The organism is Nostoc sp. S13, assembly GCF_029379315.1.
GTDB lineage: Bacteria > Cyanobacteriota > Cyanobacteriia > Cyanobacteriales > Nostocaceae > Nostoc.
Genome location: NZ_JAQYWQ010000001.1, coordinates 41892 through 65376, shown reverse-complemented (window position 1 = coordinate 65376; position 23485 = coordinate 41892). Strand labels below are relative to the sequence as shown.

The following is a 23485-nucleotide window of genomic DNA, read 5'->3' as shown; positions in this document are numbered from 1 at the left end:
ATCGTCTTTGAGGAATAATTATGACTAACAATTTAGCTGGTGGCATCATTCCCCCGCAGCCACCAATAGAAGCACAATCTGATGTTCATGTCCTGAAGACTCGTCTAGAATGGGGCGAACCAGCTTTTACAATACTGGATGTGCGCGATCGCCCCACCTTCAACCAAGGTCACATTACGGGAGCAATAACGACCCCAATAGATGAATTGGTAGAGCGTGCAGTATCTTCTTTGCATAAAAGCCGTGATATTTACGTTTACGGTGCTAATGAAGAAGAAACTGCCCAAGCCGCACAACAACTGCGTTCTAATGGATTTGAGCATGTCTCCCAACTTAAAGGTGGTCTTGCCGCATGGAAGGCGATCGGTGGGTCAACAGAAGGCATTGATGAATCAAAAACTCCCGCAGGTGCAGACGACTACAATATCGTAGATCGACTAAAAAATCACCAAGAAAATTTGCAAAAGGGAGGCACTAGCGCAACAGAAGCCATTAAAAAGGGAGCTAGTAACCTCAAAGAGAATATTCAAGAGGGAGCCAGTAACCTCAAAGAAGGCATTCAAGAAGGAGCCAGTAACCTCAAAGAAGGCATTCAAGAGAAAGCCAGTAATGTCAAAGAAGGCATTCAAGAGAAAGCCAGTAATGTCAAAGAAGGCATTCAAGAGGGAGCCAGTAATGTCAAAGAAGGCATTAGTGAATCTAAAACTCCTAGAGACAATGAATGATTGCAATGTTGGCTCTTAGGCAAAAAATAACTTAGAAAATTAGCTAATAAGACCTCTTGCATAAATCAAGAATAAGAACCCCACTCTACCTTTGGCTTACGTCAAAGTCTCTCCTCTTTGCTTGCGGGGAGAGGTTAGGGGTGGGGTATTAGAGAATTTTCCAAGAGGTCTAATCTCGATTTATGATCAGCAGAGAAGTCACAATTAAAAAATGGAGGCGCAGACTCCAAAACTCAGGTCAAAAGACAGAATATTCTGTCTGCTGATGCTTGTGCGCCAGATCAATAACTTTTGCAAGAGGTCTAATGTTCAAATAAATCCTTAAATTGCAACAAATCTAAGGAAACAATTATTGGCAGAAATTCAAAACATTTTTGAGCAATTTCCCAACGTTCTTCTCGTTTAAGCATTTCTATTAGCTTCTGCTGCACACTAAGTAAGTAGCGCACATCATTAGCAGCATAACTTAGTTGAGCTTCAGATAAACTAGCAGCGTTACCCCAATCAGAACTTTGAGAACTTTTATCTAGTTCCACTTGTTCTAACTCTTGCACCACATCTTTGAGTCCGTGGCGATTTGTATAAGTACGGGCTAATTTACTAGCAATTTTGGTGCAAAAAACAGGGACAACCTGAATCCCCAGATTAGCTCGTAAAGTGGCAAGGTCAAAACGAGCAAAGTGAAACACTTTTACGACATTCGCCGCTTCCAAGAGTTTTTTTAAGTTTGGAGCGTCAGCTTGTCCTTTAGCTATGCGGATTACAGTCACTTTCCCTTCGAGGTTGCACAGCTGGATGAGACACAAGCGATCGCGTTGCGGCAATAATCCCATCGTTTCTGTATCAACTGCGATCGCTGTAGATTCTAAATACTGTCCAAGAGCTGCGTCACTGAGGTCGCGATCGCTCACCTGAAAATCTTGTAATGTCATGAATTTTAAAAAAAAATAGCAGTGTCCAGCAGAGAAAAGTCTTGTCAGACACTACATTATTATTGTGCAAAAAAATCACCAAATAAATCTACCTAGTGCGAAAGAAAAGTTGCGTCAGGTAGACTTCGCCTTGATTATTAGTAGCAACACCAATTCCAGTCAGGTTGTAATTTCCTTTAAGATTCTTTAAATGTCCGGGACTGTTGATCCAACCAGTAACAGCTTCCTCCACAGGGTTGCTATATCCCCGGTTGAAAGCAACATTTTCCGCCGCACTGTTGTAGCGAATAGGGATAGCTTTGACTCGCCCTTCAAATCCGTGATGGCTAAATGGGGTTTTACCTTTAGCCATGTTTTGACTATGAATTCTTGCCTGTCGAGTGATATTTGCATTTAGGGTCAACTTTGGCAGTCCTTTAGAAGCCCGATATCGATTAATTTCGTCAAAAACTGATTTTTCTAACTCCGTAGTTTTAAAAGTAGGAGTCGATATTGCAACCTGACTGGAAAAAAGCGACAACAGCTTATTACGGGTGGATGTATTCGTAGAAGGATGATTTGGGATCGGAACAGTCGTTAATCCACTAGCAAGGACAAGCGCACTTAAAGCGATGCCAAAAGCAGTTTGTCGGAACATGGAGAATTGCGTAATGTGTAGAGATATAAGACTTCTACTCTACCTTATTGTTCCGACGATATATACCACGATTCTATTAAGGGTTGATGAATTTTGGCAATCTGGCTATATCTTTGTATAGGAAGTACAAACAATCATTTCCAATTGTCAATACTTCAATAGGTTATATCAATTCTGTATGAAGATGCACATACAAGACGCCCTTGTAGTCCCCCGCCAGATGCTTCTCCTGTTCGGAGACGCTACGCGAACAAGTCGGGAAACCCGCTCAACACACTGCCTCTCCAACTGACTCCTCGATACTTTGGGGGGACTACAGGGGGTAAATATATGCAGCTTCACAAAGAAACGGTATTAGCTTCATGAAAATCACGGTTATTTTGGCTGATAACTTCAGATTTCAAGGAAGGTAAAGTACACAAGTTAAGTCTCAAAGCCACGTATAAAACGTGTTTTACTTCTGTTAGGGGAGCGGGGCGTAGCCCATTCTGATGCCTCGGCAAAGCTTTCCCAAGCTCCGCTCCTGAATTCTGCTGTAATTTCAGATTTTCATGAATTACTAAAAAAACAATGTAGTATTCAATAGACAAATGTCATTGAAACTAGATTATTCAACATCTATAGGAATCGTACTTGAATCTTGTTCACTATACTCAGAAAAAAGTTTTGTATGTCAAACTTCTACGCAGTTTAGTTGTTCAAAAATCAAATAGGAATCCTATAGCGAAAGCTTTGCTAACAAGCTAGCTGAAGTCTGGGGAATTTGAGAAAAAACCTAAATTTTACCAAATCTATCAGCGAAGAAAAATTTGTGTGAAGTAGATTTCGCGTCCATCTTTGGTAGCGACACCAATCCCCGTCTTATCATAGTTACCTCTGATATTGGCTAGATGCCCTGGACTTTTGAGCCAGCCTTGAACAGCTATTTTGGCAGGGTTAGGATATCCTCCGTTGGAAGCGACATTTTCACCAGCTGCTTTGTAGGAAATACCAATTGCATTAACACGTTCTGGGAATCCCGTATGTCCAAAGGGAACTTTACCATTAGCTATGTCCTGACTGTGAATTCTGGCTTGATTATCGATGGCAGAATTACGAATCAGCTTTGGTAGCCCTTGGGAAACTCTGTAGTTATTGATTTGATCGAAAACCGACTGTTCTAGACCAGGAAGACTGAAGCTAGATGCTGCGATATAAATAGTATTACTTGATACATTTGAAGGCTCTGGTGCAAAAGTTGGATTTGTTACAGAAGTAGCGATCGTCCCACTACTGATAACAATGGTGCCTAAAGCAAGTCCGTAGACTGTTGTTTTTATCATTTGCTGAAAGTAAAGTTGCGGACAATGTAACTAAACTCATGTCAATATGACAAATTCATTATAAGTCTATATACTTCTATTTATGACGTTTTATGTTCAAAAACTACTACAAAACGTTTAAATTCACGACCTTACGAGAAAATTGCCCTGTTTATAAAAAATTTAACTTTAATTGTCCGTAATAATTTAAAACAATATCACTTTTGTAAATTAGTGATTATACTTAATTTTTATACAATACATAGGCACGAATTTAGCTCTTTTACTGAACTTATAAGGCAAGAATGAATGCTGCCTATCAAGATTACGCTTAGGCATCACCTGCATCCGATTGTACTTTCAACTCAGATTTTCAATCATGTTTTAAATAGTATTACTTATTAAATACTGATATGTAAGCTTACGTATCATAAATATTATACTATTAGTATGTTGAAGAAGAATGCAGAATTCAGAATCAAGATGTCGCGGACTTCCTCTAAGCAAAGCTATGCCGTTGGCGTTGGCGTTGGCGTTGGCGAAGCCTCTCGTAGAGAAGCCTATCGTAGAGAAGCCTATCGTAGAGAAGCCTCTGGTTCGCGCTAGGGTCTTTGTCCCTTGCGCGTCGACCATAGCAGAAGCAGAAGAGAAGGCTTTACCTCGCGCTATCCCTCAGTCGTAAAGAATAATCCAACTGAATTCTGATTCCTGACTTCTGAATTCTGTTTCGATAAAAATTGGACTCTACCGTTATTAAGCTAAAAATCTTTTAATTTGCATCCTCAAAAAAATGAATCTCTTGTGGGGTGGGCATCTTGCCCACCCTAGTTGTGCAAATTAAATGCGCGACAGCTTACCAGGAGAGACATTCCTGAAAATGTGCATTGTCCTCAAACTTTGCACATTTTCACCTGCCAACTCGTCATGAATCGGCTGCGGTAGCATAGCGTGCTGGAATTGTTAATCCATTAGTGCTTTTTCCCAAAAATTTTATATATGTAGCGGTTCTCTAATCAGGGAATACAGACCACTCGTAGGGGTACAGCATTGCTCATTTGTGTCAACTTAAAGTGAAAGCTCGTCTAAAAAAAGCTTTTAGAGATTGTCTCGAAAAGAAATCTCAGACTTTTAATCCCTAATATCAGGCTCCGCTTCTTGACTTGCGGCAGAACTGCAATCAGGTGCATTTCCAGCCTCTGGCGAAACGAGGTTTTAAAGGAGTTTTGCTTAAGTTGCTACGCATGAGCATTGCTGTGCCCCTACTATGTGTTCCATCCAAACGAGAACTGCGATATTTACGCGTCATTAATCAGCAGTCAAGCGTTCAGCGAAATACAATGGTGTGGCACGTCCTACATAGTCCGGTAATAACTGCTGTAGTTCTGCTTGAAAAGTAGGGTCATTACAGTATTACTGATAAGCTGTTTCTAGTTCAGTAAGAGCAGGCATCAGCGTTTCAGGTACATACTTACCAGCGTATCGGGAACCTGAGCAGTTCAACTTGGAGATAGAGGAGTGGTAGTCACGGGCTGTTTTCGATGACGGGAATAACTTAATTATTATAGAAAGTCTGGGGTATATCTGGGGTATACCTGGGGACTGGGAACTAAATTCTTCGTTGATACTCAATGCCCAATGCCCAATGCCCAATGCCCCATGCCCAATTACTTTGAATCCCTTCCAATGGATTTGTGATGTTAGCCTAGAAATTGATATCCCAGCAGAATGGTTGCGTAGAAGTTTCCACTGCCTTTGAAATTTTTCTTAAACATTCATTTTATGTCTTCTTCCACTCCCAAATCTTCCGATAAAGGCTTTGTCTACCGCGAATTTGGCAGCGACAACTCCGCCGCCACAGAAAGACCAGTTCTAGAACTGCCCCCACAACAACAAAATCTCAAAGTACAAGCTTCCCGCAAAGGACGCAAAGGCAAAACTGTCACAGTGATTAGCGGTTTTCAAGCCAAACCGGAAACCTTGGCAGATTTGGTGAAGCAGTTGAAAAGCCAATGCGGGACAGGTGGGACAATTAAAGACAACGAAATTGAAATTCAGGGCGAACACAAGCAGAAAATTGTCGAGATTTTGACGAAGCTAGGTTATAAAGCCAAAATTAGCGGTGGCTAATCTTGAGTGCGGTTTACCGCATCTTAACCATGACCTTGATTGAGAGAGAAAATGTTATCTTTGAAAAGTCCAAATATGCTTGAACAGTGGTGAATCACTTCGCTAACAAGCTGTTTATTATGAGATTAAGAGGAGGTTCAAATGGATTTAGTTCGTCTTCTGTGTGCGATTTTCTTACCACCTTTGGGAGTTTTTTTGCAAGTTGGTTTTGGTATAGACTTTTGGATTAATATAGTTTTGACGCTTTTTGGTTACATTCCTGGAATTATTCATGCAGTATGGATAATTTATAAGAAATAATTCTTTTTAGGGGTAGGTTGAGTGTCCCAATCTCAACGTTACGGATTCTGAGTAATATTTGCATAGAGGCAATTCATGAATTGCCTCTATGAAAAGAGTTATGAATTGGACATCTGCAACTTCTTAAAGAAGAATTCTCCCAGCCATAATTCATAATTAAAAATAAATTAGGGACTTCCAATTAAAAAAATATCCAACTTTTAAAGTGTGTTACTTTGTTAATCTAATCTGTCACGGTGCGTTAGCCAGAGCCATAACACACCGTTGTATTATTAATAAGCTGTCGCGCATTTAATTTGCACAACTAGGGCGGGCAAGATGCCCACCCCACAAGAGATTCATTTTTTTGAGGATGCAAATTAAAAGATTTTTAGCTTATTTGTAACTCTAATTGGGCAAAAATATAAAATAATTTAGAACTCTGACGTAAAATTTACAATAGTGTGGCGAAAAAACAACTATTTATTTCACTTCAAATAAAAGTTGTAAAGGCACTATTTATCACGCCTCAAATGTATATTTTTGTGTGACGGGAAATACCGAATTAACTCTCATTTTTTAACATGGCATAGAGCCTAAACTCTAGAAGCAAGGGGCAGATGTGCAATTGCCATTGCACAGTTGAAACGTTCAAATCTTTAATCAACCCAGTGCGTATATTTAGTACCCAGCCATGAACCATAGGCGCTTTTCGTTCATAGAGTACCTGACGCATGATGGAAGTTTGGTAAAGATTTTTCACTTGCGCCACAACATTCATTTCCGCCAAACGATTCAGACGTTCTTCTCTTGTTGGTAAGGTATCAATTTCTTCTTGTTTCTCTAAATAGAGTTCCCGAATCGGATTTACCCAGTTATCAAGAATTCCGATGGTTCTCCCTTCTAAAGCCGCTTTAATTCCTCCGCAATCGTAGTGACCACAAACGATAATATGTTCCACCCCAAGATGTAAAATTGCATATTCTAAAACGGCTAAAAAGTTAATATCCGTTAGAGAAACTTGATTGGCAATATTACGATGTACAAATAACTCTCCTGGTTCAGTACGGGTAAAGCTTGTTAATGCCAGACGACTATCAGAACACCCGATGTATAGAAAAGGTGGTGTTTGTCCGTTAGATAATTCTTGAAAGTAAGTTGGGTCTAGAGCCAGTTTCTCGGCAACCCAAGCCTGATTATTTCTGAAGAGTTCATCAATGTTGTTATATTTCATCTTTCGTCAAATTCGAGAGAGAATCTTACCGATATTTTAGCTGATTTACAGTTTCTTCTATATCAATATGAACTTTTTCAAAGCTAAAATTTTATAAAGATGACAATTTTTTTCTCCAGCATTAATAGAATTATTGTATAAATTGTCAAAAGCTAAGTTAAAGGTTGTTTGAAAAGTCGTAAAGTATACTAGCAACCCTCTCCTAACCTCTCCCCGAAAGGTCAAGAGGCTTTAAAATCCCCATTTCCTAATACAGTTGAGTTAAGGTAAATTCTAGTAATAAAATTACCATAGCCGTTGGTTTCGTCAACATAGGTATTTTTTTCATCAGAAATCACCTAAGCATTTCTTCCTTCTCTCTGTATTGCGCCAGTTGCTGCCCTAGCAATAATACTTTTCAAACATCCTCTTAATATTTAGAAAAAAATAACTATGTATAACTTTATGAAACAAGCTAAATAATGTAAAATTTATATCAACTAAAATCTGAGCGTTGAGACTGCCGATTTCAAATCCTCATCTAGGATTTATAGATATTTTTGCAAAGCAGAGAAAGTTCTGTAACCCGAATAATTTGAAGTCACACCCCAAACTGTGCATTTGAGTCAAGCAAATGCGACGGAACTTTTAACTAATAGCCACTTGAATACACTTTCTGATGATAGTAAGCTAACTTAACAAAGACACCAAATTTGAGGTTGAGATATTAAGTTATCAGCTTCAATCGGGGACAACAACTTTGCTATCATGATGATGATTGATTGACCAACGGTGATCAATAGTTACAGAGGAAAACTCGCAAATTTCTTCTAGCCGCTTTTGCTGCACAGCAGCTTTACGAAGAGTAATAATTAGCTGATTCACCTGATGCCGTAAATCTGGATTATCATTTACCGCTAACATGGTTTGTCTTTCTAAAAGTTGAAGTATAAGTTCGTAGTGAATAGGTGAAGGTAGAGGAATTTGCTCCATGAAGTTAAATTTTGATTTCATATTTGAGATTTTCTATTAGTCAGAGTTGGTCTGTTGTCAATAAATTGTTACAGAATAAATAACTAGTTGCTCATGGCTTTGATTTGATTAGCAATGAAGATTTGGCAAAGATATTGATGATATTTAACAGCAAGGTGCTGCGTATCTACGCATAGTGTGCCCGATCGCCCCTGCGCTAAGGGGCGCAGGGAGGGTGTTGCTTTCAGAAATTCCTCGGCAAGATCCAAGCGATCGCTGCGCCAGGATCTGGTTGTTTTACCAAAGATTCTCCAATGAGTACAGCAGATGCACCTGCTGTAAGTACCAAACTCAAATCATCTGGGTTGTGTAGTCCTGACTCGCTAACAACAAGGATGTTTTTCTCCTGCAATTGGCTACCCCTTGCAGCTAAAAGTTGGCAAGTAGTTTGCAGGTCAACAGAGAAATCTTCCAAATTGCGATTATTAATTCCTACTAAGGAGACCCCATCTAAGGCTAACACACGGTCAAGTTCTACCAAACTATGGACTTCAATCAAGGCTGCCATTTTCAGTTTGTTAGCAATTTTCAGGAAGTATTTCAAATCTTGATCGCCCAGGATAGCTGCAATCAAGAGAATTGCATCTGCACCCTGAACCCGCGCCAAGTATATCTGGTAAGCATAAATGATAAACTCTTTGCACAGTAGGGGCAAATCTACGGCAGCCCGAATTTTGGCTAAGTTATCAAAACTACCTTGAAAGAACTTGACATCTGTCAGTACAGAAAGACAACTAGCTTTGGCTTCCTGATAAGAAAGAGCGATCGCTACTGGGTCAAAATCTTCTCGTAAAACGCCTTTACTGGGTGAAGCTTTTTTAACTTCGGCAATCAATGCTGGCTTAGTCTTACCTTGGCGCAAGGCGGCGACGAAATCACGGGTTGGCGGTGCAGTGAGTACCTGCTTGACCAATTCCTGCAAAGGAACTTTTTCCCGCATTTGGTCATATTCTACTTCTTTCTGCCAGACAATTTCCTCTAAGATGTTGTTTGGCGCCCCGTCAGGCACGGCAGCCTGATAACGTAATATGGATACATTAATAGCTGGGTTAGGTGAACGGCGACGAATTTGCATAATTTGTCATTTGTCATTGGTCATTGGTCATTGGTCATTGGTCATTTTTCATTGGTCATTGGTGATTAGTCATTTGTCCTTGTTTATTAGCAAAGGACAAATGACTAACGACAAATGACTAAATCGCTCGTTTATAAGCTTCGTCTAAGACTTCCGAAAGTGTCGGGTGGGCGTGAACTAGATGTGCAAGAGTTTGGACAGATTGACGGTTTGCGATCGCAGCTGACGCTTCATGAATTAAGTCTGAGGCGTGCAGTCCGAAAATATGCACGCCCAAGACTTCTCCGGTGTCTTTGCGATATATCACCTTGGCAATCCCGTCGGCTTCATTTTCTGCCAACGCTTTGGAATTTCCTTTGAAGTAACTCCTACTTGTGGCGATTTCAAATCCTTCGGTTTGTCCCAACTCCTTCGCTCCGGTTTCTGTTAAGCCCACATAGCTGACTTCTGGATGGGTAAACGCCGCGGCTGGGATGCTGCGATAGTCTACTATTCTTTCCCTCCCAACTATATTTTCTACGGCGATGACGCCTTGAGCAGAAGCTGCATGTGCCAACATTATCTTGCCATTGGCGTCACCAATTGCCCACAAATGCGGTACTACTTCACCGGCTGATAATACTGCCATGCGATCGTCAACTGGGATAAAATTCCGCCGATCAACTTCCACACCCACAGACTCTAAACCGAGATTTTTGGTCGCCGGGATGCGTCCCGTAGCGACCAAGCAAGCATCTACTTCGATGACATCTACATCTTCTTTGGTTTTGAAATCTGCTAACTCAATCACCACAGGTGAACCGGGAATGACTTTTTTGGCGTATATCCCCACTTTCGTTTCAATATCGCGGGGAGTAATCAGCACCCGTTCCGCAAGTTTGGCAATATCGCGGTCAAATCCTGGCATTAGCTGATCTAGGGCTTCAATCATGGTGATTTCACAACCCAAAGCTGAGTAAATATCAGAAAATTCTAAGCCGATATAACCACTGCCAATAATCGCCACCCAGTCTGGTAGCGACTCTAACTTGACACCTTGATCGCTGGTAAAGACAGTTTTACCGTCTACTTCAATCCCTGGAGGCACAAAAGGAATTGAACCAGGGGAAAGGATGATGTCTTTGGCTGTGATGGTTTTTTCACCACCGTCTCCGGTAATAGAGACTTTTTGCGCCCCAGCGATTTTTCCCCAACCCCTGATGATATCGACTTTTAGACGTTTAAGGCTGTTGGTTAAATCGTCTTGAATTTTCGATACGAGATTAGTAGCATGATTAGCGATCGCTTGGCGATCGAATTCCACGCTACCAATTTGAATTCCCAGTGACTTGAGGTGGTGGGCATTACGTAACTCCCGCACACGTCCAGATGCTGCCAGCAGCGCTTTAGAAGGAATACAGCCCCGATTAACACAGGTTCCTCCCATATCAGCAGCTTCAATAATCGCTGTTTTCAGACCGCAACTTACGGCGTGTAAGGCTGCCCCATGTCCGCCTACACCAGCGCCGATAATTACTAAATCGTAATCAAATTCTTGACTCACGTTAGTTTCCCCGTGTGCTTCGCCTATTTATTCTCAACTTGACCGACAATCAGTGCAACCCCTTTAACAGTTATCAGTTTTATCCCTTGACTCTAAATCACTCACCATACACTATCAGGACTGTTTACGACTGTTCACTGATTTAAGGTTTGGGTGTTGCTAACTCCAATTATGATTCACTGACTTCTGGGGAAAAGATGGATGTTTTGAGTAATTATAGTCAAAAGCGTATACTTATTTATTTTTATACTGCTTGAATCTCTTTACAGGGCGTTAGCCTAACACCTAAGCTGGATTTAAGATTTATCCAGAGGATTTACACAGGCGATCGCTCGATGTCTATTCCCCAAATTAGTGAATTTACTATCCGCCGTCATGCCAACGCCAAATCTTTCCAGCAGGGCGAGGCATACTATGTAGCTGGTGCTGTCAATGCTGTTACCCAACGCGGTCATCTGCTTCAAGCAGATGTTATGGGCAATCAAACTAGACCTTATCATGTCAACCTGAGTTTCGATCGCAGTGGGTTAATCTCAGTCAACTGCACCTGTGGTTACAACTTTGAGGGTTGGTGTAAACACATTGTCGCGACGATGCTCGTCTGTGCGCGTAACTCCGAAAATATTCAGCAGCGCCCTACCCTAGAACAACTACTCGATCGCTTGGATCATATCCAAACTCAAAGGCTGCTGCAAGATTTGGTAACAGAATACCCACCACTAATCGAGGCGATTAACCGCCATGTTAATTGGATGATCAATCCTGCTGTCCAGGAAACAACCGCAAAACCTCTGCGCCGTAGTAGTATTGATCCGGCTCCCTTTCGGGGACAAGTACGGGAGATTCTCCGGGATGCCGTGCGTTACTTTCAGGAAGGATACGAAGAAGACCCAATTGCCGAGGAATTGCTGAGTGTAGTCCAAACTGCGATAGATTTTAGCGAACAGGGAGAGGGTGAAAATGCGATCGCTATTTTAGAAGCGATTACCTTTACCTGTGTGGAAAATTGGTATGAGGTTGCAGAATACGGCGCTGAAAATGATCAAATTGTCGGGGAATTAAATAATGCTTGGTGTGAAGCAATTCTCAGTGCCGAGCTGACCCCAGAAGAAAAAGTTGATATTCAAATAAATTTGGAAACCTGGCAAGATGAGTGGAATGCTGATTTTGGCCTAGTTATGGAGGCTTTACGTCAAGGTTGGGATTATCCGCCACTGGTGCAAGTTCTCCAAGGTAATATTACCGAAAGGGGAGCTTGGGAAGAAGACGTGCCAGATTATGCAGATGATTTGGCACTAATTCGACTGAAAATTCTCGAACGTCAAGAACGTTACCAAGAATACTTGTATTTAGCAGAAGCGGAAGAACAAACCCAGCAGTATCTCACAATGCTAGGACGTTTAGGCAGAGTGGAAGAAGCAATTGATGCTGCTCAAACCCAGATGAACTCAATGGAAGAAGCCTTTGCTCTAGCGAAAACACTCAGCATTCAGGGAGCATTACAGCAAGCACTAGATATAGCCCAGAGTGGATTAAATTTACCGGGTAATTGTCAGTACGAATTGGGAATTTGGACAAGTGATTTGGCTCTGGAGTGGGGTAATAGTCAAGCTGCTTTATTAGCAATCAAGGCGGCTTTTCAAGTCAAGCCCTGCTTTGTAGACTACCAAAAGATGGCAGAATTGGCTGGGGAAAACTGGGAAAGCCTCAAAACAGACCTACTGAAAATTGTCCGTACTGATAGTGGTTGGGGAACAGAATCAGCCAAGGTGGATATATTTTTATATGAAGGGCTAATTGATGATGCAATTGCGATCGTTAGTGAACTCAATTCTGATTATTCAGAGTTGATTCACCGAGTCATGGATGCTGCTATCCCTCACAATCCTGCTTGGGTGATTGCTAATGCTTGTCGCCGTGCCGAAAAGATTATGGATGCAGGTAAAGCCGAATACTACTACTACGCGGTTGAATGGTTGAAAAAGGTACGCAATGCCTACTTGGAATGTGGGAAGAAAGCAGACTGGTCAAGCTATCGGGAAAACTTGATGCAAACCCACGCTCGGAAACATAAATTGATGGGAATGTTTAAGCAAAGGGGTATGGAGCTGTAGGGTGTGCACTCTACACCATCTTCTAATTATTTGTGCCTACTTGCTTACCTTCGGAAGTAATAAGTGTAACCTGGATCGCGTCATAGATAAAACCCTGATTTATCCAAATAGACATCTCCGAAAAAGAATCTAGAGACGCAAAATTTCGCGTCTCTACAAGGGTTCTAGATAACGCATATTTAATTTCACCAGATGTCTAAATACTTTAGCCCGGATTTCTCTCGCAGCCACAGATAATTTCAACATATCTGCTTGCTTATGTGGCTTGAACACCATTGATACTTTTAAGTCTGCATTGACACTCCCCAAGTTGGACAAATATAACATTTACCTTACTCAGTGCTGAGTAAATTGAGATTTGCCCAAGATATCAACTTTAGCAACAGTAAGATTCACATCTGAAGTAGTCGCCGTATAATCCCACAGTTGCTAACAAAAAATAGTTCCGTGCGATGATTGATAAATATCCTCAGAATCTTATAGTGTCCTGCTTACCTCTGAGTATGCTTCTATCACTCAGCAGCATATTTTCTAGTCCAGAGAAAGCTCAGGCTATTGATACTACAGAATTACCAACTAGTAATCTCATCCTGTCGCAAAAATTCCCACCACCACAAGATGTCCAACCATCTGCACCTTCGCCACTTCCCTCACCTGAACTGCCACAGCCACTCCCCCCACCAGCAGAACTATTTCCTCCCTCTGCCCCAACTCCTACACCTGAGGAACCACTTCCTGCCAACCTTCCCCAAACTATTGTTGTTCAACGGTTTGAAGTTGTTGGTAGCACAGTTTTCAGTCCCGAAGAGTTAGCCCAAGCCACTGCTGAATTTACCAAACGACCGATCTCACTGACCCAAGTGTATCAAGCACGTTCTAAAATCACTGATCTATACGTCAAAAATGGTTACATTACTTCTGGTGCCTATATTCCACCTCAAACAATCCAATCCGGTGTTGTCAAAATTCAGGTGCTCGAAGGTAAATTAGAAGATATCCAGGTAACTGGGACTCGGCGGTTGAATCCGAATTATGTCCGCAGCCGACTAGCAATAGCGACATCACCGCCTCTCAATCGCCAGCGTCTATTAGAGGCACTGCAACTTTTGCAGCTTAATCCTTTGATTCAAAACGTGTCTGCTGAACTCTCGGCAGGATCGCGGACTGGTGTCAGTCTCTTAGAAGTTAAGATCAGTGAGGCAAACACTTTTAAAAGCCAAATAATTCTTGATAATGGGCGATCGCCTAGCGTTGGCAGTTTCCGCCGCCGATTACAATTAAATCAAGCCAACTTACTCGGATTCGGCGATGGTCTGAGCTTAGAATACACTAATACCGATGGTAGCAACTCCTTTGACGCCAGCTATACATTACCACTCAATCCCCACAACGGAACCCTTAGTTTAAACTATGGCACTACGTCAAGTAATGTGATTGAAACTCCTTTCAACATTTTAGATATCCAATCGGCTTCTCGCTATTACGAACTAACATTTCGCCAGCCGATAGTTCAAACTCCTACACAAGAATTTGCCGTGGGGTTGACAGCCTCCCGACGGGAAAGTGAAGCCTCTTATCTTGAAAGAATAGAGCGACAACCTTTCCCCGGTTTAGGTGCTGATGAACAGGGACGCACCAGGGTATCTGCGTTACGATTTTTTCAAGAATGGACGAGTCGTAACAGCCGTGAAGTCATTGCCCTCCGCTCTCAATTCAGTTTGGGCATAGATGCGTTGAATCCCACGATTAATCAAAATCCTCCCGATAGCCGTTTTTTTGCTTGGCAAGGGCAAGCGCAGTGGGCACGCCTTTTAGCTCCTGAAACCTTATTTTTACTTCGTTTAAATACACAACTTGCATCCAGAACACTATTACCTTTAGAGCAATTTGGCTTAGGTGGGCAGGATAGCGTTCGAGGCTACCGTCAAGATTACCTACTGACGGATAATGGCACTTTTGTTTCTGCGGAAGTTCAAGTACCGATTGTGCGCTTACCCCGGATAGATAGCGTGTTACAGGTTGTCCCCTTTGTGGATTTTGGTGTTGGCTGGAATAGTTCTGGTAGAGAGAATCCCAACCCTAATACTCTAGCTGCTATTGGTCTGGGGTTGCGTTGGTCACAGAGCGATCGCTTCATCGTTCGTCTTGACTGGGGCATTCCTTTAGTATCTATTGACTCAAATGAGAGAACATTACAAGAAAACGGTCTGTATTTTAGTTTATTCTATAATCCTTTTTAAAACTTAGAGGTTGATTCTCCTTTTCTTTCCTTTATACGCAGTTCGGAAACGAAGTGGCTGCGACTTCATTCCCGCAGTCGCTAGAACGGAAGAGGAATGCGGTCTTCTAACTACAGCGTCTCCTGTCTTGAGAAGGGCTGTAGGGAGAAGAGGAGCTTCGGGGGGAAAATACGTAAGGCGCTGCTCTGAGTTACCCTGTGGGATCTTGCTACAGTCGCAGTTTAAATAAGAGTCTGAAACTCTCTTCTCATCCAAAAATTTTGAATTTTGAATTGTTAATCTGGGTATCCTAAGAAAGACAAGGTTGGATGATATAGACGAAAGGACAAAGTTTATAACTTATGTATGAGTGGAGAAAACAGCTAGAACTTCTACCGCAAAAACTGATTGAACAATTAGCCATAACTCGTACCTACCTACTTACTGAGTAATTTTTAATTTACTCACGACTCAGAACTGAGTGCGGTTAATCATCAAGAAAAAGGCTAGTTTGCACCCTCAAACCAATTTTGAAATCACAGACGATGACAACTTTGATTGAGCAAATTTCCCCATAAGTGCAGCCTGAAAGTCTGCACTTATGGGAGTAGTATTTTTCAGATTAAGACATAAAATTATAAGAATTTGAGGAACAGCCATGCTAGGAAATGAGCGGGAAAAAATACGCCATCTGTTGGTCATTCAAGACCTGGAAGGGCGGCGAACTGTCCCCTTACAAGAGACTACTTATTCTTTGGGGCGGCATCCCTCAAATACTATTGTCTTGGCTTCCCGATCAGTATCAATGCAACATGGAATTTTATTGCGAGTAACTGTTCCAGAGACTGACCAATACGGCTTCCAGATTATTGATGGCAACTACAAGGGAAAAGCAAGTACTAATGGCTTATTTGTCAATGGGACTAAATGCTTTTCTCATAATCTTAGAAATGGAGATATCATTGCCTTTGGTGGTAATCAAGCTCAAGCTAAATATTATGCTATTTCCAACCTCTCAGAAAAAGCATTTTCTGAATCTTTTAATGTTGAAGACTTATCTGGTTTCTTATCAGAGCAAGCCAGTCCTGCCAATCCTTTTCAAACCCTAGCTGTCGATCCCAGCTTTGAAAGAGCTACTGAATTTGCCCTAGCTCGCCTAGCATCCTTCCCGGAACTTATCCCCAATCCAATTATTGAAATGGATTTCGAGGGAACAGTTACTTATCTCAATCCGGCCGCAACTCTCAAGTTTCCCAAACTCAGGGAAGTTGGGACGCAACACCCGATTTTAACAGGACTCCTGAGTGGAATTAACAATCTAGAAAAAAATTCTTTTGTGCGAGAGGTAGAAGTAGGCGCAGAAGTTTTTGAACAATCCGTTCTCTACCTTCCTGAAAGTGATTTAATTAGAACTTTTATTATTAGGGATATTACAGAGCAAAAACAAGCCACAACTGAACTGCGTCAGCGCGATCGCTTGCTACAAGCAGTTGCGGAAGCCGCCAATTATTTGCTGGGGGAAATTAATTACGAAACTGGTATTCATCGAGCTCTAGCTGTATTGGGCGAAGCGGCCTTGGCAGATCGTGTCTATCTCTTTCAGAACCATCCCCATCCTGTTACAGGGGAAATGGCAGTCAGCCTACGGTTTGAATGGACACACTCATTTATTGAATCTACCCACCTGCATTGGCAGAATCAGCCTTATCAAGCTTCTGGATTAGCCCGTTGGTATACTGTTCTCTCTAGCGGCCAGTCGATTAGCGGACTCACCCATAAATTTCCGATCGCCGAACAACAATTCCTGATTCGAGATGGCATTCAATCCCTTCTTTTAGTACCTCTTTGCTTCGAGAATGAGTTCTGGGGTTATCTTGGCTTGGCAGACTGCACCTTTGAGCGTCATTGGTCTAAGCACGAAGAATCTACCCTTTTGACAATGGCCGCCAGTATTATTGGTACGCAGCAGCGTCAGCAAGTAGAAGAAAAGATTCGCTATCAAGCCCTCCATGACGTGCTGACAGGGTTGCCCAATCGTTTACTATTTAACGAACTACTCGGTAAAACTCTGCCCAACGCCACTCGGAATGGCGAAAGTTTAGCTGTGATCTTCGTCGACCTAGATCGTTTTAAGGTGATTAATGACACTCTGGGGCACACTCTGGGAGACCTTTTGTTACAAAGCGTCGCTCAAAGATTACAAGACTCACTCAGAGGCGGAGACACCATAGCCCGTTGGGGAGGCGATGAATTCACTATCTTACTCCCGCGAATCAATGATATTGAAGAGGTCACGTTGGTGGCGAATAGAATCTTACAAGCCTTAGAGGATGCTTTCCATCTCCAAGGACATGAACTTTATGTGACTGCCAGCCTCGGTATTGCGTTGCTTGATGGCAACAGTCCTGACACCGAAACACTAATCCAGCACGCAGATGCCGCTTTATACTACGCCAAGGACAAAGGGCGGAATAACTACCAATTCTACAGTGTTTCCCTGAGCGCCAAAAATCCGGAACTGCTGACTTTAGAAAAGAGCTTGCGCTATGCGCTAGAACGCCAAGAATTTACAGTATACTACCAACCTCGTGTGAACATTGCCACACAAGAAATTACTGGTATGGAGGCTCTGTTGCGTTGGCAGCACCCAGAGATGGGATTGGTCGCACCCAGTGTCTTCATTCCCCTCGCTGAAGAGAGTGGATTAATTGTCCCCATCGGCGAATGGGTGCTCCGAACAGCCTGTAGCCAAAATAAAACCTGGCAAGATGCAGGATTGCCACCCATCACGATCGCTGTCAATCTTTCTCTGAAGCAGTTCCGCCAATCCAAATTGCTGGAGACTATAGCCGAAGTTTTAGAGCAAACGGGGTTAGAAGCCCGCTTTTTAGAATTAGAAATTACCGAAAGCACAGCCATTGAAAATTTAGATTTTACTAAAACGGTGTTAGAGAATCTACAGCAGATGGGTGTTTACATCTCCATTGATGACTTTGGTACGGGTCATTCCTCGCTCTCGCGCCTACAGCTTTTACCACTCCACAATCTGAAAATAGATAAGTCTTTTATTGAAGATTTGACGCACGATGTCAAAGTTGCTCATATTGTCAAGGCCATAGTTGGCTTGGGACAGAGCTTGGGATTGAAGTTGACAGCCGAAGGGGTAGAAACAGAAGAAGAACTGGCGTTCTTGAGATCTATCAAATGTGACGAGGTACAGGGCTTTTTATTCTACCGGCCAGTTTCTGCAAAGATTGCAACAGAAATCCTCGAAAGTAAACGACCAAAGCTCTAATACAAGGAAAAACTGTTTGTACCAGTGAGGATACAATAGCATTGATTGTCCTGCTGCCAACCTTTTTCGTTCTATGCTGCCAGTCATTTATTCCGACGAATTTTTAGATCACAAAACTGGAAAATACCATCCCGAAACACCAGAACGCTTGAGGGCGATCGCTACTGCCCTAAAAGCAGCTAGATTCGCAGATAAAATTACCTGGCGATCGCCGACACCAGTATCAGAAAAACCATCACTGATGTCTGTGTTAGTTAAAGCGCATAGCCCAGCCTACATCAAAAAACTTTGGCAAATCGCTTCTAGTGGCGGCGGCCCTTTGGATGGAGATACGCCAGTTTCCCCGCGCAGTTATGATGTGGCATTGTTGGCAGTCAGTGCCTGGTTAGATGGAGTTGAGGCTGTCTTGAAGTCAGCTAATCCGGCTTTTGTATTGGCGCGTCCCCCAGGACACCATGCAGAAAGTGATGCGGGGATGGGCTTTTGCCTATTTTCTAATGCCGCGATCGCCGCTTTATTTGCCCTCGAACAACCTGGAATTAACCGCGTCGCCATCCTCGATTGGGATGTGCATCACGGTAATGGTACTCAGGCGATCGTTGAAACCCAAGCATGCATCGCCTACTGTTCCCTCCATCAGTACCCATGCTATCCCGGTACTGGAAGATCGACAGAACGCGGCTTTCATAATAATGTCTTAAATTTACCTGTACCCCCTGGTAGTGATATTGCAGTATATCAGCCACTATTTGAAAGACAGGTCGTACCGTTTTTAGCTAACTTTCAAGCGGATTTACTGATTGTGAGTGCTGGTTACGATGCCAATGCGGCAGATCCTTTAGCAAGTATCAATTTGCAGCCAGAAGACTACGCTTTGTTTACTGATTATTGTCTAGGGGTAACTCGTAAAATTCTCTTTGGCTTAGAAGGTGGTTACGACTTTGATACTCTTTCTCGATCAGTTGTAGCGACGATTGAACGCTGTTTACTTTAATTATTACTAGTGGCTCTAAGCAGCACTTTATAAAGTATCATATTGTACAAAAAACTCCTGACTTCACTAGAAGTATTAACTTGCCTGAAAAAGTTTAGACAAAATGCCAGCATTCCCCAAATTTGATTGCTATATTAGATTAAATAACTATTCTGGCAAGGGTTGAAAAGCTGTGCGGGATGATTTACAAGGCTTGGAAATTAGTCAGGATGAACTACAAAAGCTGACTAATTTGCCTGTCAATGAGGAACTTTTAATCATCACAAGTCCTCTGAAACTATTAGCAAATATATATATACAAAAGCTGAAAAGCTCTGAAGGCGCAACTGTAGTTTTTATTGGATTTTCTACATTTGTTTTTGTCTATATTTTCTTTGATATAATTATTAAATTTTTTGTGGCGTGGATAACAATTCCATCTTGGATATTGTTAATTATCTTAGGTGTTTGGGTTGGGGGGATGACGCAAACTATCTTATATTTAATCTGGAAAACTAGAAATAAAATTGTCAAAAGTAATATGACAAAATGTCTACAAATTCTTTTAAATGAGGTTAAGAGATATAATACTGTTATTAGAGTAATAGATATCAATGACCAAATAGAAGAAGCTGGCAATCCAGAGGTAGTTATAAAGGAAAGAGAGGGTGTGCTCGAAGCGCTTAAACTCACCAAAGCTGATTTAGTTCGCGCTTTGAAGACAGAAAGGATTTTGAGGGAGCATAAAAGCTTTATCCTTAGTAATACAGAATTATTCGTCAACAATTTAGCAACATTAACAGCCATGCAAGTAACTGAACAGGCTACCGAGCATGGAAGGTTGCTCAATGAAGCATTACAAATTGCATTAGATGTGCAACACGAAATGAAAAGATTACAGACTCAGCGTTAAAACCAAGACTCAGGGCAACGTAAAAGAAGTGAATTAGACAAAGCCTAAATGCTCAGGATAAGTCCATAGATGCTGTTGGAGGTTAAGGCAACGTAACCTACTCACTAGATATTCTCAATGGCTTTTTGCATAATCCTTCCCACGGTTGCGATCTCCGGTCTAACATAAAGAATATTCTTAAAGCGATCGCTCATCCGCATGGACTGGAAAGAAGTCAGAGGCAACTGGGTAATCATTCCCCGAAATCCCATAGGTATCATCCATTTTTTAGGAGGTGCATTTGTCGCCACTGCACCGCACATCACTTATCGCTGGTTACTGGAAGAACTCGCAAGTAAAGGTTATGTTGTAATTGCTACGCCTTTCGTGAATACATTGGATCATACTGCGATCGCACAATCCGTGCTGCTAAACTTTGACCGCACTCTCGAACGCTTACATGACTCTGGGGCATTACGCAAGCTTTACTTTCCCATCTATGGCGTTGGACACAGTATGGGTTGTAAACTTCACTTGATCATTGGTAGCCTCTTTAAAGTAGAACGCGCAGGCAATATTTTAATATCCTTCAACAACTACGCCGCAAAAGAAGCTATCCCCCTAGTAGAACAGTTCAATTCTAGTTTGAAAATCGAGTTTACACCCTCACCGTTGGAAACTAACAAGCTTATCCAAGATCGTTACAATATCCGGCGGAATTTATTAATAAAATTTAGCAATGACACAATTGATCAATCGGCAGCTTTAACCAAAATCTTACAAGAACGTTTTGATCAGATGGTGACAATACAAACGTTACCAGGAAGTCATACAACACCTCTGGGTCAAGATATTAAATGGCAAACTGGAACATCTTTCACTCCCTTTGATGCATTAGGGCAATGGTTCAAGCAAGAAGCATACCGCGACTTGAACCAGCTAAAAAGTAATATCCTCTTGTGGCTAAATCCTCTAGCAGCGCCATGATGTTTTATGACTGTTAAACAGTCATAAATTCGATGTAAAAAGAGAAATTAGTTAGTATTATATCTCAATATACTACTAACTAATTAGTCGATATCATATTTTTATTTTTTTTCAGCCAACTATTAATCAGTTTTTTATCCAATCTTCCATGTTTCAAATACTAATAATTGATGACGACTATTCAATAAAAACACTCCTGAAAAGGATGTTAGAAAAACAGGGTTATGAGGTAGTTACTGCTAGTAGCGGCGAGGAAGGAATTGAAAAGGCATTGGCTTACAATCCAGCACTAATTATTTGTGATTGGATCATGCCGGGCTTGACTGGACTGGAAGTTTGCCATCGCATTAAAAAAGACCCCAAATTTTTTACCACATTCTTTATTTTATTAACATCCTTAGATTCTGTTGCCGATTGCGTCAAAGGTTTAGATGCTGGTGCTGATGATTTTATTTCCAAACCTATCGATCAGAATGAATTACAGGCACGGGTAAGAGCGGGATTACGCCTACATCAGTTGAGTAGAGATTTACAGGCTCAAAAGTTGCTTTTAGAATCAGAAATGTCAGAAGCCGCAGAATATGTGCGATCGCTGCTGCCTCTTTCCATGACTGAACCCTTTAATATAAATTTCCGATTCATTCCCTCACGGCAACTTGGCGGTGATTGTTTCGATTACTACTGGCTAGATGCTGATTATCTGGCAATTTACTTAATGGATACTGCCGGACATGGACTCAAAGCTACTCTTCCCTCTATTTCAGTACTGAATCTGCTGCGTTCCCGGGCGCTGAAAAGTCTGGATTATTATCAACCTAGTGATGTATTAAAGGCTTTGAATGATACCTTTCAGATGAATTATCAAAATGACAAATACTTTACGATTTGGTACGGAGTTTACAACCGAATCAACCGCCAGTTAATTTATGCTAGTGCAGGTCATCCGCCAGCAGTTTTAGTAACCGGCACATCTCCAAGGAAGTCTGAAGTTAAACTCTTGAAAACCCCCGGTATGCCAGTTGGGATGTTTCCAGAGGCAAAATATGTTGATGAGTTTTGCAATATTGAAAAATTTAGTACCCTTTATATTTTTAGTGATGGCGCTTATGAACTCACTAAATCAGATGGCACACTTTGGAGCTTGGATGCTTTTATTCAGCTACTGGTTAGCTTACAACATCCTGTTGATTGCCAACTTGAGCGCGTATTGAGTTATTTAATCGCTCTGAACTCCAAAGATGCTTTTGATGATGATTTATCTATTTTGCAAATTAACTTTAATTAACTAAGTATTTGAAACTAAAACCTGATTAAATGCGTCTTGGTTGGGGAAGATTTCAAATACTTTATCCATATTAGTCAGTTCAAATAATATCCTGACTTGCTCATTAATTGAGCAGAGAACGAGCTTAGTATCTGCGGCTCGCAAGGTTTTAAAAGCTAATACTAAAGCTCCCAAACCTGAGCTATCCATAAACGTTACATCTTGAAAATCAACTAATACAATTTTCGCACCAGTTACTAAAATATCAGTAATATTTTGTCGGAAGTCTTGTGAAGTTGTGGCATTTAAATTACCGATGAGCTTAATAACTTTTACTTGTTCTCTCATAATACCTCACTTTGATTTGTGTAAATGATATTCTGTTGTCGTTAGTATATCCCAATAATAGATCATTTAAAAAATGCTTACCAGTTGAAGAAGTATTCAGAAGTTAGAATTCAGGAGTCAGAATCAAGACGCTCCCGGATGAGCTAATGCTGTGCTATCAGTGAAGGATTCAGACCCGCACTTCTACCCTTGTCTACGATACGCTGCCCGTAGCTTGCTTCTCCGTAGGGGTACGGCAAGTGTGACAACGCAAGCTCATGTCAGGCAAAAGGTCAGTGACCACCATTGATAGAAAACCACCAAATCGTAGATTTAGTAGGGCTGCAAAAACGCCGTTTATCCATCCACTTTTGCGGTCATAATTCAGCATGAATTGTGACGGCTGACACCCTTTATTGTGTTTTGATAAATTGGTGTATTCATAACAGATTTCAAGGAAGGTGAAGTACACAAGGTAAGTCCGAAAGCGAGGTATAAACCTTTCTTTACTTCTGGATTCTGAATTCTGAATTCTGAATTCTGCTCTATA

Annotated in this window: 20 protein-coding genes and 2 pseudogenes; 12 read left to right on the top strand and 10 right to left on the bottom strand. The window is 41.6% G+C overall.

Annotated elements, in window-relative coordinates:
• Nucleotides 1-20: 20 nt before the first annotated feature.
• A pseudogene (locus PUQ00_RS00300) lies at nucleotides 21-467 on the top strand (rhodanese-like domain-containing protein); the annotation flags it as partial.
• A gap of 560 nt (nucleotides 468-1027) precedes the next feature.
• Here the strand turns inward: PUQ00_RS00300 and PUQ00_RS00295 are convergent.
• The 3 genes from PUQ00_RS00295 to PUQ00_RS00285 all read right to left on the bottom strand — a co-directional run bounded on the left by PUQ00_RS00295 (nucleotide 1028) and on the right by PUQ00_RS00285 (nucleotide 3616).
• Complete coding sequence (locus PUQ00_RS00295; protein WP_300411947.1) at nucleotides 1028-1657, bottom strand: ribonuclease H-like domain-containing protein; 630 nt, start codon at nucleotides 1655-1657, stop codon at nucleotides 1028-1030.
• Between the two features lie 88 nt (nucleotides 1658-1745).
• Complete coding sequence (locus PUQ00_RS00290; protein WP_300411944.1) at nucleotides 1746-2294, bottom strand: CAP domain-containing protein; 549 nt, start codon at nucleotides 2292-2294, stop codon at nucleotides 1746-1748.
• 794 nt (nucleotides 2295-3088) lie between these two features.
• Nucleotides 3089-3616: a CAP domain-containing protein gene (locus PUQ00_RS00285; protein ID WP_300411942.1), complete on the bottom strand. Its 528-nt coding sequence runs from the start codon at nucleotides 3614-3616 to the stop codon at nucleotides 3089-3091.
• A gap of 462 nt (nucleotides 3617-4078) precedes the next feature.
• Here PUQ00_RS00285 and PUQ00_RS00280 point away from each other — a divergent pair, with 462 nt between their 5' ends.
• Nucleotides 4079-4201: a hypothetical protein gene (locus PUQ00_RS00280; RefSeq protein ID WP_300411939.1), complete on the top strand. Its 123-nt coding sequence runs from the start codon at nucleotides 4079-4081 to the stop codon at nucleotides 4199-4201.
• Between the two features lie 705 nt (nucleotides 4202-4906).
• Here the strand turns inward: PUQ00_RS00280 and PUQ00_RS00275 are convergent.
• Nucleotides 4907-5104: pseudogene (locus PUQ00_RS00275) on the bottom strand (hypothetical protein); the annotation flags it as partial.
• A gap of 109 nt (nucleotides 5105-5213) precedes the next feature.
• On the opposite strand from PUQ00_RS00275, the gene PUQ00_RS00270 reads away from it, so the two are divergent.
• The 3 genes from PUQ00_RS00270 to PUQ00_RS00260 all read left to right on the top strand — a co-directional run bounded on the left by PUQ00_RS00270 (nucleotide 5214) and on the right by PUQ00_RS00260 (nucleotide 6022).
• Nucleotides 5214-5351 carry a hypothetical protein gene (locus PUQ00_RS00270; protein WP_300411936.1) on the top strand — a complete coding sequence of 46 codons (138 nt, stop codon included), beginning with the start codon at nucleotides 5214-5216 and terminating at the stop codon, nucleotides 5349-5351.
• Between the two features lie 23 nt (nucleotides 5352-5374).
• A complete protein-coding gene (locus tag PUQ00_RS00265) occupies nucleotides 5375-5722 on the top strand; it encodes a translation initiation factor (RefSeq protein ID WP_300411933.1) in 348 nt (115 codons plus the stop codon).
• A 141-nt stretch (nucleotides 5723-5863) separates the two neighbouring features.
• On the top strand, nucleotides 5864-6022 hold the full coding sequence (locus PUQ00_RS00260; protein WP_292830075.1) for a YqaE/Pmp3 family membrane protein: 159 nt from the start codon (nucleotides 5864-5866) through the stop codon (nucleotides 6020-6022).
• 544 nt (nucleotides 6023-6566) lie between these two features.
• On the opposite strand, the gene PUQ00_RS00255 is transcribed toward PUQ00_RS00260, so the two are convergent.
• The 4 genes from PUQ00_RS00255 to lpdA all read right to left on the bottom strand — a co-directional run bounded on the left by PUQ00_RS00255 (nucleotide 6567) and on the right by lpdA (nucleotide 10864).
• Nucleotides 6567-7235 carry a carbonic anhydrase gene (locus tag PUQ00_RS00255; protein WP_300411927.1) on the bottom strand — a complete coding sequence of 223 codons (669 nt, stop codon included), beginning with the start codon at nucleotides 7233-7235 and terminating at the stop codon, nucleotides 6567-6569.
• Between the two features lie 720 nt (nucleotides 7236-7955).
• Entirely contained in the window at nucleotides 7956-8207 is a 252-nt protein-coding gene (locus PUQ00_RS00250; protein WP_300412155.1) for a DUF5340 domain-containing protein, read from the bottom strand.
• A 223-nt stretch (nucleotides 8208-8430) separates the two neighbouring features.
• Nucleotides 8431-9321, bottom strand: coding sequence for an indole-3-glycerol phosphate synthase TrpC (gene trpC, locus PUQ00_RS00245; RefSeq protein WP_300411925.1), 891 nt, complete (start codon nucleotides 9319-9321; stop codon nucleotides 8431-8433).
• 118 nt (nucleotides 9322-9439) lie between these two features.
• On the bottom strand, nucleotides 9440-10864 hold the full coding sequence (lpdA, locus tag PUQ00_RS00240) for a dihydrolipoyl dehydrogenase (protein WP_300411923.1): 1425 nt from the start codon (nucleotides 10862-10864) through the stop codon (nucleotides 9440-9442).
• Between the two features lie 335 nt (nucleotides 10865-11199).
• Between lpdA and PUQ00_RS00235 the strand changes: the two genes are divergently transcribed.
• Nucleotides 11200-12978: an SWIM zinc finger family protein gene (locus tag PUQ00_RS00235; protein ID WP_300411920.1), complete on the top strand. Its 1779-nt coding sequence runs from the start codon at nucleotides 11200-11202 to the stop codon at nucleotides 12976-12978.
• Between the two features lie 153 nt (nucleotides 12979-13131).
• Here PUQ00_RS00235 and PUQ00_RS00230 read toward each other — a convergent pair whose 3' ends face one another.
• On the bottom strand, nucleotides 13132-13305 hold the full coding sequence (locus PUQ00_RS00230) for a hypothetical protein (RefSeq protein WP_300411918.1): 174 nt from the start codon (nucleotides 13303-13305) through the stop codon (nucleotides 13132-13134).
• 125 nt (nucleotides 13306-13430) lie between these two features.
• Between PUQ00_RS00230 and PUQ00_RS00225 the strand changes: the two genes are divergently transcribed.
• From PUQ00_RS00225 to PUQ00_RS00200, 6 genes are all read left to right on the top strand, one after another.
• Nucleotides 13431-15218, top strand: a complete 1788-nt coding sequence (locus PUQ00_RS00225) for a ShlB/FhaC/HecB family hemolysin secretion/activation protein (protein WP_300411915.1) — start codon at nucleotides 13431-13433, stop codon at nucleotides 15216-15218.
• A 637-nt stretch (nucleotides 15219-15855) separates the two neighbouring features.
• Entirely contained in the window at nucleotides 15856-18492 is a 2637-nt protein-coding gene (locus PUQ00_RS00220) for an EAL domain-containing protein (protein ID WP_300411912.1), read from the top strand.
• Between the two features lie 73 nt (nucleotides 18493-18565).
• Nucleotides 18566-19486, top strand: a complete 921-nt coding sequence (locus PUQ00_RS00215; RefSeq protein ID WP_300411909.1) for a histone deacetylase — start codon at nucleotides 18566-18568, stop codon at nucleotides 19484-19486.
• 172 nt (nucleotides 19487-19658) lie between these two features.
• On the top strand, nucleotides 19659-20378 hold the full coding sequence (locus tag PUQ00_RS00210) for a hypothetical protein (protein ID WP_300411906.1): 720 nt from the start codon (nucleotides 19659-19661) through the stop codon (nucleotides 20376-20378).
• A 198-nt stretch (nucleotides 20379-20576) separates the two neighbouring features.
• Nucleotides 20577-21344, top strand: coding sequence for a DUF1350 family protein (locus PUQ00_RS00205; protein WP_300411903.1), 768 nt, complete (start codon nucleotides 20577-20579; stop codon nucleotides 21342-21344).
• A 148-nt stretch (nucleotides 21345-21492) separates the two neighbouring features.
• Nucleotides 21493-22629 carry a SpoIIE family protein phosphatase gene (locus PUQ00_RS00200; protein WP_300411900.1) on the top strand — a complete coding sequence of 379 codons (1137 nt, stop codon included), beginning with the start codon at nucleotides 21493-21495 and terminating at the stop codon, nucleotides 22627-22629.
• On the opposite strand, the gene PUQ00_RS00195 is transcribed toward PUQ00_RS00200, so the two are convergent.
• Entirely contained in the window at nucleotides 22630-22956 is a 327-nt protein-coding gene (locus tag PUQ00_RS00195) for an STAS domain-containing protein (RefSeq protein ID WP_300411898.1), read from the bottom strand.
• Between the last annotated feature and the right edge of the window lie 529 nt (nucleotides 22957-23485).

Excerpts from the sequence above, each read along its gene's own strand:
- PUQ00_RS00295 (WP_300411947.1), bottom strand. The coding sequence starts at position 1,657 with ATGACATTACAAGATTTTCAGGTGAGCGATCGCGACCTCAGTGACGCA.
- PUQ00_RS00290 (WP_300411944.1), bottom strand. The coding sequence starts at position 2,294 with ATGTTCCGACAAACTGCTTTTGGCATCGCTTTAAGTGCGCTTGTCCTT.
- PUQ00_RS00285 (WP_300411942.1), bottom strand. The coding sequence starts at position 3,616 with ATGATAAAAACAACAGTCTACGGACTTGCTTTAGGCACCATTGTTATC.
- PUQ00_RS00280 (WP_300411939.1), top strand. The coding sequence starts at position 4,079 with ATGTCGCGGACTTCCTCTAAGCAAAGCTATGCCGTTGGCGTTGGCGTT.
- PUQ00_RS00265 (WP_300411933.1), top strand. The coding sequence starts at position 5,375 with ATGTCTTCTTCCACTCCCAAATCTTCCGATAAAGGCTTTGTCTACCGC.
- PUQ00_RS00260 (WP_292830075.1), top strand. The coding sequence starts at position 5,864 with ATGGATTTAGTTCGTCTTCTGTGTGCGATTTTCTTACCACCTTTGGGA.
- PUQ00_RS00255 (WP_300411927.1), bottom strand. The coding sequence starts at position 7,235 with ATGAAATATAACAACATTGATGAACTCTTCAGAAATAATCAGGCTTGG.
- PUQ00_RS00250 (WP_300412155.1), bottom strand. The coding sequence starts at position 8,207 with ATGGAGCAAATTCCTCTACCTTCACCTATTCACTACGAACTTATACTT.
- trpC (WP_300411925.1), bottom strand. The coding sequence starts at position 9,321 with ATGCAAATTCGTCGCCGTTCACCTAACCCAGCTATTAATGTATCCATA.
- PUQ00_RS00235 (WP_300411920.1), top strand. The coding sequence starts at position 11,200 with ATGTCTATTCCCCAAATTAGTGAATTTACTATCCGCCGTCATGCCAAC.
- PUQ00_RS00230 (WP_300411918.1), bottom strand. The coding sequence starts at position 13,305 with ATGTTATATTTGTCCAACTTGGGGAGTGTCAATGCAGACTTAAAAGTA.
- PUQ00_RS00225 (WP_300411915.1), top strand. The coding sequence starts at position 13,431 with ATGATTGATAAATATCCTCAGAATCTTATAGTGTCCTGCTTACCTCTG.
- PUQ00_RS00220 (WP_300411912.1), top strand. The coding sequence starts at position 15,856 with ATGCTAGGAAATGAGCGGGAAAAAATACGCCATCTGTTGGTCATTCAA.
- PUQ00_RS00215 (WP_300411909.1), top strand. The coding sequence starts at position 18,566 with ATGCTGCCAGTCATTTATTCCGACGAATTTTTAGATCACAAAACTGGA.
- PUQ00_RS00205 (WP_300411903.1), top strand. The coding sequence starts at position 20,577 with ATGGACTGGAAAGAAGTCAGAGGCAACTGGGTAATCATTCCCCGAAAT.
- PUQ00_RS00200 (WP_300411900.1), top strand. The coding sequence starts at position 21,493 with ATGTTTCAAATACTAATAATTGATGACGACTATTCAATAAAAACACTC.
- PUQ00_RS00195 (WP_300411898.1), bottom strand. The coding sequence starts at position 22,956 with ATGAGAGAACAAGTAAAAGTTATTAAGCTCATCGGTAATTTAAATGCC.